Raw genomic sequence first — 10,936 nt, forward strand, 5'->3', positions numbered from 1 at the left:
AAATACTATTTCTCCTTTAAAAACCAAATCGTATTAAAATTGATAGCGCAATTGCAGCCTGATGTCTGATTTTTTATTTCCTGATATTTCATCTAAATATGAGCCCACTGTTTCTACATTATTATAATTAAATAGAGCGTACCTTGCCCACATATCCAGTTGCTTTGCCAATCTGTATTTTAAATTAGCATAGGTTCTGATACCTTTTCCACTATACGGTGTAAAAGTAAAATGATAAAGTACGTCATCTTCATAAGCATAAATTCTGCTATTGTAAGAAGCTGTATTGAAATAGGCTACCCTTAAATTGGCAGATAATTTTGAAGATAGAGGTGAATATTCGATATCCTGATAGAATAAATAACCATGTTCTTTACTAACTGTTCCTTTTTTGTAATTCACCATTTCTAATCTGTTTTGAAAACCCCACGATTTATTGGGATTCCATTTTATTTCAGCTCTGTAATTCTCCGTTTTTATATCATCCAAATAATTGAATGGTACATTGGCGTCTGTGTTTTGCTGTTTGTTCTTCATTTTGAAGCGGAAAACAGTTTTTATACTTTTTTTTGGGGTATAATTAGCCTGAGCTAGCAATTCATAACCATTAGAAGGCGCATCAACTCTGAATTTTAACCAGGGAAATCTGAAATAATCGGCGTAGAAAGAAAAACTCCATGATTTGGAAGGAATGATCTTTAATCCGCTATATAACCCTTTTTCATTGATTGCCTCGCTCGCTTCAGCTATAGACTGATTAAAGAAATTATGGTAATTTTCAGCATAACTACGGTATAAAGCTACTGCCGATACTTGAGGAGATAAACTGATCAGGATGCCATTTAAAAAAGCTGTACCACTATGAAGGCTTTTACCAATCTCACCGAATAAATAGAAATTTTTATAAGTAAAATCATAATATGTACCAAGGTTTGTCAAATCTGTACCTGTAAAATTAAAACTGCGATATAATCCAGATCCTGGAATAAAAGTATTGTTAAAATGGGTTTGATAAGCAATAGTGCCTACATTTAATCTTTTGAGATGGTATTGGATAATGCCGCCATAAACCAATTGGCTGGTACTGTTCTTGTTCTCGATTTCTGATGAAGTACGGTGCAAACCAGTTTGATTAATGGTATTGATTGTTTGTAAACCATCTGTATCTTTTGTAACTGTTGCATCTAAATATCTGTATGATATAAAAGGGGTAATATCTATGTTTTTGAATAAATTGACAGTAGTTGCTATCCCCCGTAAAAAAGCATATTCGTTAGATGAGGTATAAGGTTTTAAACCAGTATCATTTTTAACCATATTCGATATTTCCGGAGATTTACCAAAAGCAAAACCCGACCATAAGTTTAAAGCCTGTCCGAAATGTAAGCTGTAATCGCCCAAAACAATTTTCTTGAATCTTCCTGTTTTAAACAGTGCAACATGGGCTGAAAGATAATCAAATGGGTATTGCTTGGGCCCGTTAAAGAAATACTCGCCTGCATCTTTTTTTAAAATCAATGATGCCGATATTCTGTTTGAATAATTGTATTTATACCTTAACAGGTATTTATCAGGTGTGCCTAAATAACGATTTCCGGATAATTCCTTATAGCCTTTTGATTTCTCAAGCACACGTTCATATCTTATAATTAAATCATTATGAGCATATTTTAAGATATTATATAAAGTAATTTTATCATTAATGGTATTCTGATCTAAGGTTACGAATGGTATTAGTCTTTGGATGGTTTCTATGTCAAATCCTTCAATGGCTTGCAATTCATAAATATCAATCAGCTTCCCGTTGCGTTTTATATACTCAAACAGATTATTAATTTGTAAAGGTGATAAAAATATGAATGTTTTGAGCTCTTCAGCAGAAGTATAATTCAGATTTACCGGACGATTACGATAATATAACAGACGTTCATGCAACTCTGAAAAATCGTAATCTTCAGGCAGATTTTCGGCCATACTTTCAATGAGCTCTCTGATTATATTCTGCTCTGTTGTTTGTGCTTTAGCAGTAATTTCGCTAAATACCACCAATAAAGGTATGAGTAGTCTAAAACGCATAACTTAAACCTATTTGAGGGGTACAACCTATTTGGTAATGATTTTCTATTGCGGTATCCAATACAAGTTTCTGGTAAGAAAGACCTATTCCAAAAAACTGCTTAAATGGTTGGCAGCTAATTCCTCCGCGTAAACTTAGCAAGTTGATAGGGCTATAGTCTATTCCTAATCTTATATCGGGTTTTGCCTGCAATTCTTTAGACAGGCTTGCTGCAATCAATACTTTATCTGAAGCGAGGTAAGAAGCACCAATATTTATAGTTGTGGCTATATTGTTCGCAATGGTAGAAGAGTTAAAGTTTTGCCTTGTAGGATTGGTAATATAAGCACCTATATCAATCTGTTCATTTAAAGTATAGATAGTTCCTAAATCAAATGAAAAACCGGTTGATGCTCCGTAATTAGATATGCTAAGCTGATGCAGATTGGTTCTTAAGCCAATAGAAAAATACTCTGAAAATTTTTTGCCAATTGCTACGCCAGTTTTGATTTCATTATATTCAGTAAAACCGTAGCGTAAAAAGCTTAAACCTACAAATGTTTTGGCAAAAGGAATAATTAAGGATGCTCCTTGTGTACTTAATTCGCTGTTAAATAGAAATTTACTGTAGTTAATAGCTACTGTGGCTGATTTTATAGCTGTAATTCCCCCCGGATTGGCAACTGTGCTCCATACATCTCTAACAGAAGCCCCGTTTGATCCCATAGAGGTTATTTTAGGCCCTATACTGAACTGAGCATAGCCTACCGCCCCTGAAATCCAGAGCGTGAGAACTGAAAGCGAGAATTTAGACATAAATGGTTTGTTATCACCAATTTATGTTATTTTATTCTTGTTGCAAAATATTATTTTCTGATTTCGATAGGCGTGTTCTGAAAAACAATAGATCTGAATTCACGCATATCCTCGTTGGTAAGCGCAATACAGCCATTTGTCTGAGTTTTAAATTTTGGGTCAAGCTGAAAATGTAAAACATTTAAAATTTCCAATAATTCTTTTTTTCATCCAGCCGTATCTTTAATATTCCGGAAAGAAATATACTTTTCCAGATCACCTTGGGTAATCGTATATTATTAATAAGGTATCTTGATAAATTGTGGTATTGTGTTGATAATTAACCTGACAGCTTAAAATTAAAAGACTGAAAGACAGTAACAGAACGTTATGTTTAGATTTCGCCATTTAACTTTAGCAGAAAGTCTTTTATACGCTCAAGAGATTCGATAATCTTCTGATTTTCTTTTACTTCATCTTTATTGCTTTTAAGATGCTCTTTGGCACCTTTTAAAGTGAACCCTTTTTCATCTACCAGGTGAAAAATAATCTTCAGGTTTTCGATGTCTTCAGGGGTAAAAAGCCTGTTTCCTTTTTTATTTTTTTTAGGTTTAAGTACATCAAATTCCTTTTCGTAAAACCTGATTTGAGAAGCATTTACGCCAAACATTTCGGTTACTTCGCCCATGGTATAATACATTTTATTGATTTCTCTTTCTTTGTACGGCATGATTGTAATTGATTATTAATGTTTTGCAGGTTTTACTTAAAGTATTCAAATGTAAGGCGATTTTAGCATAAAACCGTAATAAAATTTTAATTTTGCGCTGTAAATATTTTTAAGCAATGACAGCAAAAGAAATAAGACAAACATTTTTAGATTTTTTCAAAGCAAAACAGCACCATATTGTACCCTCGGCTCCAATTGTGGTTAAAAATGACCCTACATTGATGTTTACTAATGCGGGCATGAATCAATTTAAAGATCTTTTTCTGGGCGAAGCTGCCATTAAATATCCGAGAGTTGCCGATACCCAACGTTGTTTAAGGGTTTCGGGTAAACATAACGATCTTGAAGAAGTAGGTATAGATACATACCACCATACCATGTTTGAAATGTTAGGTAACTGGAGCTTTGGCGATTATTTTAAGAAAGAAGCTATTGCATGGAGCTGGGAGTTGTTAACAGAGGTTTATAAAATCCCTAAAGACCAGTTATATGTTTCTGTTTTTCAGGGTGATGAGAATGAAGGTTTACCTAAAGATACCGAAGCATATGAGATTTGGAAACAATACGTTCCTGAAGAACGCATTATTTTAGGTAATAAAAAAGATAATTTTTGGGAAATGGGCGATACGGGACCATGCGGTCCCTGCTCTGAAATTCACGTAGACTGCAGAAGTGCAGAAGAGCGTAAAGACGGAAAAGGTAAAGATCTGGTAAATGCCGATCATCCCCAGGTTATAGAAATCTGGAACAACGTTTTTATGCAATTTAACCGCTTAAAAGATGGTTCATTAAAGCCTCTTCCGGCCAAACACGTAGATACGGGTATGGGGTTTGAACGTTTAGTACGTGTTTTACAAGAAAAAAAATCAAATTACGATACAGATGTATTTCAGCCCCTTATACAATTTATTGCAGGCAAAGCAGGCATGGCTTATGGCGATGATGAAAAAACTGACATTGCCATGCGTGTTATGGCCGATCATATCCGTGCCATTTCTTTTGTAATTGCGGATGGACAATTGCCTTCTAACAATAAAGCGGGTTATGTGATCCGTCGTATTTTACGTAGAGCGGTACGTTATGCTTATACCTTTTTAAACTTTAAAGAACCTTTCTTAAATGAATTGGTTCCGTTGTTGGCCAATCAATTTGAAGGTGTGTTCAATGAACTGTTTGAACAAAAAGATTTTGTACAGAAAGTGGTTTTAGAAGAAGAAGTATCTTTTCTGAGAACTTTGGCAACGGGTATACAGCGTTTTGAGAAATATGAAGGTAAAGACATTATTGATGGAGACTTTGCTTTTGAACTTTATGATACCTTTGGTTTCCCTATAGATTTAACTGATCTGATGGCCCGTGAAAAAGGTATGTCGGTTGATATGGAAGGTTTTAACAAAGCCTTAGATGTGCAGAAGAACAGATCAAGAGCTGCTACAGCAATTGATACCGGAGACTGGATAGTTATTAACGATGGTGAAGAATCTCAATTTATAGGTTATGATTACCTGAATGCTGATACCGAAGTATTGAAATACCGCAAAATATCTGCAAAAGGTAAAGAACAATACCAACTTGTATTGAGTATAACACCTTTTTATGCAGAAGGTGGAGGGCAGGTTGGTGATCAGGGCTATCTAACTTCTAATAAAACTGGGCAGAAAATCAGGATTACGGATACTAAAAAAGAAAATGGACTTACTGTACACTTTGTAAATGAATTACCTTCGGATTTTAGCGGTTCTTTTTATGCAGAAGTAGATGAAGATTTACGCCGTGATACGGAAAACAACCACAGCGCAACTCATTTAATGCATGCAGCGCTTAAACAAGTGTTAGGCAATCATGTAAATCAAAAAGGATCTTTAGTAAATAATGACCTGTTGCGTTTTGATATCTCTCATTTCGCGAAACTTACTGATGAAGAGATCAAAAATGTAGAAGATATTGTAAATGAAAAAATAAGAGCGAACATTGCGCTAAAAGAAGAGCGTAATGTGCCTTATCAAAAAGCGATTGACAGTGGTGTTACCGCTTTATTCGGTGAGAAATATGGAGAGTTTGTGCGAGTAATTACCTTCGATGATGAATTTTCAAAAGAACTTTGTGGCGGAACACATGTAAAAGCTACCGGACAGATTGGTTTCTTTAAAATTATAAGTGAAGGAGCGGTAGCGGCTGGCGTACGTAGAATTGAAGCTATTACAGGAACTAAATCAGCTGCAGTGATCAGAGAGCAATTTGAATTGGTCCAACATATCAAAAATCTGCTTAACAGCCCAAAGGATTTTGTAGGTGTTTTAGGCAAGATCATTGAAGAAAATAGTGGATTGAAAAAAGAAATAGAAAAAAATGTTACCGAACGTGCATTGGCTTTGCGTACCGATTTGGAAAGTAAGATAGAAAATATTGATGGTGTTAATTTCATTGTTTCGAGAGTAGATTTGCCTAATGCTGATGCCGTTAAAACCTTAGCTTATGCAGTTAAAGGTGCGGTACAAAACCTCTTCCTCGTTTTAGGGGTGGTAATTGATGGAAAACCTCAGTTAACTGTAGCTATAGATGATGAATTGGTAAAAGCCAAAAATTACAATGCCGGACAGATTGTAAGAGAATTAGCCAAAGATATACAAGGTGGAGGCGGAGGACAGGCATTTTATGCTACTGCCGGTGGTAAAGATGCCAGTGGTTTAGATAAAGCCCTGGCGAGAGCTAAAAGTTTTGTATAAACAGCATTGAGATATGGCTTGTCCAAAAAACTAACACTTTCGTCATCCTGAACTTGTTTCAGGATCTATATTAGAATGACGAAGATGTTTTTTGGACAAGTCTTTTTTTAATTTTTATTTAATTGGGCAATTGATTTCTGCATTTGGGTCATCATACTAGATAAGGTTTCTATGGTAGGCTCAGGAGTAGGTTCTGGTAAGGTAGTAGAGATATAGGCTTTTGCTTTCCAGATCTCTAAAATATCTTCAGCAGGAATGGTATATGGATCATATACTTTATTATCTGAAACTAATTTCAGCTCGCGGTTTTCCTTAAATTTATTACCTGCTCTTTTATATACCACACCTTCATTTTTACTGATGATAATATAAGTTTCTCCAATCTTAATATCATTCCAGTTTTCAAGATATTCGCCAATAATCACACTTTCGGGTTGTACCGGCAGCATTGAATCTCCCATGATCTCAAATGCTCTATAAGTGCCTTGTCTTAAAGCAGGTATAGGTAACTGAAATTTAGGGAGGTCTTGTATGTATTGCGGGTCAGAGAAACCGTTAAGGTAGCCAGCGCTTGCTTTAACAGGAACAAGTTCTATATTTTCTCTGTCGTTATGATCAACAGATATACTTAATACACGCAGATTGGAGCCCTGGCTTTTAGGTTTAGGTTTCCAGTTGTCATCTATTTTATCGTTGATGAATTCATCGATAGTCAAATCAAAATAATCTGCTATTTTTTTTAGTAATTCATATTTTGGCTCAGCTCTGTCTTCTTCATACGCACCTATTAAAGAACGTTTAATTTCCATTGCATCAGCGAATTGCTGTTGTGTGTGGCCCTTTTTCTTTCTCAGGTATTTTAGATTGGATGAAATGTTCGACATAGAAAAATAATTTAAAATAAATTTGTTTTTACTAAAATTGTTAGTATTATTGTGCCAATAAAATTAGTAATTATAGTTGATAGTTCAAAATTTTATCTAATTAATTTAGTTTAACCTGATTGTTAATCATATGAAAAAGATTGTTTATATCGTCACAGACAGAAATCGTACAAGTTTACATGTAGGCATGAGTGCTGATTTGATCAAAACTTTAGATTTTTATAAGCAGATGCCAAATTTATTTTTTGACAGCGCGCAGCAATTAACAAGATTGGTTTACTTTGAAGAATTTAAAACTGAAGCACAGGCCCTGAACCGTTTTAAACTGGTAAGCAGATTTACAAGAGCTCAAAAAGAAAGATTGGTACGTTCATGTAATCCTGATTGGATTGATTTAACTATAGGTTTGGATTTTGAGAATATCTTAAGTCACCAAAAGATAAATATGCAGGTAAGTTTACCGATGATGCACTCTCTATCATAAAAAAGAGCTTTTGTTTATTCAAAAGCTCTTTTATCAAATGATATGTAAATTAAATTGTTACCATCCTGGCGCAAATGTTAAACCAAATACGCCGGTTTTAACATCTTTACGTTGGAAAGGTATGGCATAATAGGGTTCCAGCACAAAATATCCAAATACATTTACTCTTACAGATATACCTGCACTAAGAGCGGGTACACGTTCATTGGTATAACTGGTCATAATAGGATTACCATTACCATCCAAAATAGGATTACCATTTTGATCGGTAACATTTATAGTCTGGTAAGTTGGCTGGCCTTTAAATGCTACTTTGGTATTTTCTGTCCACGCTAAACCCGCATCAAAAAACAAGTTTAAATCGGTAAATAAAAATTTAGAAGGTATTTGTGCTAATTTCTTAGGTCCTGTAAAAGGCAGCCTTAGCTCAAAGTTAAAAATAGCTATTTTACTTCCTGATAACTGGTCTATATTAAAACTGTTAGGTGTCTGGTTGGCATTATTGTAAAAAGAAGTAGGCTCGTATCCTCTGATCAGGTAATTATATCCTGCATATAACGGATATAGATTCTCTCCGTCTTTACCCAATCGTAAATAATTGTATGATCTCAGGGCAAGTGTTACCGGTTTAAATCTAAAATATTTTCTCAGGTCTAATGTCACAGCAGAGAAATTGTAATCGCCAAAGTATTGTTCGGCCCCTATACGATACCTGAAACCATCCAAAGGCGAGGTTAAGCCAAAAATAGAATTATCACCAACAAAGGAAGCGTTTAACTGATAAATTGTAAATGCGTTTAGCGGCATTCCCAATGCATTCATAGCGTCAGTTTTGTTTACCTTCTGCCTATCTGAACCCAAATAATATTGATAACCATTGGCATATTGGTAATAATTGTTAAATCTATCTAAACGGTAACTGTAATGAGAAAATCCTCCGCCAACTTCAAAACGGTGAGCTTTGTTAAAAGGGTAGGCAGTAAATAACTGCGCAGATTCTTCGAATGTTCTTAAAATATTGGTGCTAATCGTATCAATTGGTTGTCCGTTAGGGTTGGTTGCGGGGTTGTAGTAATTTGCAGATAAAAAGCCGGTAATATAAGGTGTATGCGATATAGCTGCCCCCCAATTTAAACGGCGATTTTGATTAATGTAACCTACCATACCCCCAAAATCATAGATTTCTCCATTAACGGCTACATTGGCAATAATCTGGTTGCGACCCAAAATATCACTAAACATACCCACTATACCACCTTGCATACCTGTACCAAATCTGCTGGTACTCATGCCTATACCTCCACTGTTAGCTAAATAATCCAGTTGAAATTTAGGACGGTAAGGAACATTGGCCATAGCTGTTTCAGGCGTACGTTCAAAGCGTTCAAAATTAGCCAGATTAGCATTAACCACATTTACACCTGTGTTTTCTTTCGGAGGTAAGATCGCTGCATCAAAGTTTACATCATTGGCATCTACATCTTTTGCTTTAAAATTATTGAGATTTGCGTTATAGAGCGTATAGCGCTGATAACGGTAGTAACTATAAACGATTTCATCGTTACGGGAAACACTGATAGCAGGTGAAAATTCTGTTATACCGCTAATTCCTGTAAAGTAATCTGTTAATTGTCTAAGCTTTTTAGTTTCCAGATGATATTCATATAAGTTTCTAAAACCATCGCGGTTAGAAAGGAAAAAAATACGTTTGCTATCGCCAGAGAACTGTGCATTTAAATTGTTAGCTCCTGGAAATACCGGAATATCTGTTAACGTTTTGTTCTCAATATTGTATATGCTTAAATTAATAGGGTACACAGCATTTTTTACCCCGTTTTGCATGGCTACTCTGTCTGAAGAAAAAACGATCATTTTACCATCAGGAGAGTAATTTGGGGCATAATCAGCATATTCGTCATTGGTGATTTGTGTTACTGCTTTAGTATCTAAATTATAAGAGAAAATATCACTTTGCCCTTCTACCATGCCCGAAAAAGCAATGTCTTTGCCGTTTGGCGACCAGGTTAAATTGCCAAACTGCTCTACCTTACCCATATCGGTAGTTAGAATTGTTTGTCCATTAGCTACGTTAATAATCATTAACTGGTTTTTACCTTTGCCAAAAATACTGAATGCAAATAGTTTGCTGTCGGGTGACCATGCTCCAGCTGATTCTATAAAATTGAAATCATCAATATGGGAGTTTGCAATCTGGCTGCTGAGTTTTCTGATGATCTTCCCTGTTTTTGCTTCAGCTAAAAACAGATCGATACCAAACAGGTCTTTCTCTGACAAAAAAGCTAAATATTTACCATCAGGACTGATAGCAGGGGCTACGTTCATGTTGCCTGCATTTTTGTTGTCGATAATCCTATTGCCTGAAATCTTGATTTGCGAACTGTCTGCTTTTAACATGGGCCTGTAATGCTGCTCTATAGCATTTTTCCACAGACCAGAAAGTGTTTTGTCATCATATCCAAAGGTATATCTTATACCATTTTCATAACCAAATTTAGCAGTGGCTTTAAATAAAGGTACAATAGTGGTGTCTCCGTATAGCGAGCCTATAAAAGTCCAGAAAGCCTGTCCGTAACGATAAGGGAAATACTTGTTTGAATTGGTTAAGTCTTTTAAAGAGGGGATATCTCGGTTTAATAAAGCATCACGCATCCACATTGAAGTAAAAGCATCTTTTTTACCCACAGATAAATATTCGGCCATACCTTCTACCATCCATAATGGGGTTTGCCCAATGTTCTCTAATGGAATAGAATCTTTTTCAAGTAAAAGATGGTATTGAAAAGCATGTACCAGTTCATGACCTAAAACGTGTCTTGTTTGGCTGTTCAATTCCATAAAAGGCATGATTACCCTGTTTTTTAAAGCTTCGGTTACACCTCCGGTTCCCACACCTATTTCGCCTTGAAGAGCTGTGGTTTGCTGAAAATCAGGATGGTTATTGTATAAAATAATCGGATTTTTTTTTAGAAAAGTATCTCTGAATAATTCCTGGTGCATTTTATACCATGTTTCGGCATCCTGAGCAAATTTTTTAAGTAATTTATCATTTTTGATATAGTAGTAAATATCAAAATGGGGAGTTTGTAATACTTTAAATTTTTCGTTTTTATATCTTACTCTGTTCTGTCCAAAGTATTGTGCTTTTACATGAATGCTTAAAAACAATGAACATATTAAAAGTATGGTTATTCTTTTGTAGAGTTTACTGTTCATGATGTTGTATGTTTAATATGTACAATA

General features: G+C 35.1%; 8 protein-coding genes. 2 read left to right on the forward strand and 6 right to left on the reverse strand.

The features are described from left to right. Window positions 1-33: 33 nt before the first annotated feature. The 4 genes from ACLHG9_RS10355 to ACLHG9_RS10370 form a co-directional block, all read right to left on the reverse strand. The gene (locus ACLHG9_RS10355) at window positions 34-2,076 is read right to left on the reverse strand and encodes a helix-hairpin-helix domain-containing protein (RefSeq protein WP_410221419.1); all 2,043 of its coding nucleotides are present in this window, start codon (window positions 2,074-2,076) and stop codon (window positions 34-36) included. Then, window positions 2,066-2,872 (reverse strand): hypothetical protein, encoded by an 807-nt coding sequence (locus ACLHG9_RS10360; RefSeq protein ID WP_410221420.1) that lies wholly within the window; start codon window positions 2,870-2,872, stop codon window positions 2,066-2,068. The genes ACLHG9_RS10355 and ACLHG9_RS10360 overlap by 11 nt, the downstream gene beginning before the upstream one ends. A 50-nt stretch (window positions 2,873-2,922) precedes the next feature. Beyond that, on the reverse strand, window positions 2,923-3,066 hold the full coding sequence (locus ACLHG9_RS10365; RefSeq protein ID WP_410221421.1) for a L,D-transpeptidase: 144 nt from the start codon (window positions 3,064-3,066) through the stop codon (window positions 2,923-2,925). Between the two features lie 179 nt (window positions 3,067-3,245). Then, a complete protein-coding gene (locus ACLHG9_RS10370; protein ID WP_243362689.1) occupies window positions 3,246-3,581 on the reverse strand; it encodes a MerR family transcriptional regulator in 336 nt (111 codons plus the stop codon). A 116-nt stretch (window positions 3,582-3,697) separates the two neighbouring features. Here ACLHG9_RS10370 and alaS point away from each other — a divergent pair, with 116 nt between their 5' ends. Next, on the forward strand, window positions 3,698-6,307 hold the full coding sequence (alaS, locus tag ACLHG9_RS10375; RefSeq protein WP_410221422.1) for an alanine--tRNA ligase: 2,610 nt from the start codon (window positions 3,698-3,700) through the stop codon (window positions 6,305-6,307). Between the two features lie 107 nt (window positions 6,308-6,414). Here the strand turns inward: alaS and ACLHG9_RS10380 are convergent, their stop codons facing one another. Then, window positions 6,415-7,191, reverse strand: a complete 777-nt coding sequence (locus ACLHG9_RS10380; protein ID WP_410221423.1) for an XRE family transcriptional regulator — start codon at window positions 7,189-7,191, stop codon at window positions 6,415-6,417. 130 nt (window positions 7,192-7,321) lie between these two features. Here ACLHG9_RS10380 and ACLHG9_RS10385 point away from each other — a divergent pair, with 130 nt between their 5' ends. Beyond that, the gene (locus ACLHG9_RS10385; RefSeq protein WP_243362685.1) at window positions 7,322-7,675 is read left to right on the forward strand and encodes a GIY-YIG nuclease family protein; all 354 of its coding nucleotides are present in this window, start codon (window positions 7,322-7,324) and stop codon (window positions 7,673-7,675) included. Between the two features lie 57 nt (window positions 7,676-7,732). Here ACLHG9_RS10385 and ACLHG9_RS10390 read toward each other — a convergent pair whose 3' ends face one another. Further along, the gene (locus ACLHG9_RS10390) at window positions 7,733-10,909 is read right to left on the reverse strand and encodes a basic secretory protein-like protein (protein ID WP_410221424.1); all 3,177 of its coding nucleotides are present in this window, start codon (window positions 10,907-10,909) and stop codon (window positions 7,733-7,735) included. Between the last annotated feature and the right edge of the window lie 27 nt (window positions 10,910-10,936).

The organism is Pedobacter sp., from assembly GCF_046462515.1.
Classification (GTDB): Bacteria; Bacteroidota; Bacteroidia; order Sphingobacteriales; family Sphingobacteriaceae; genus Pedobacter.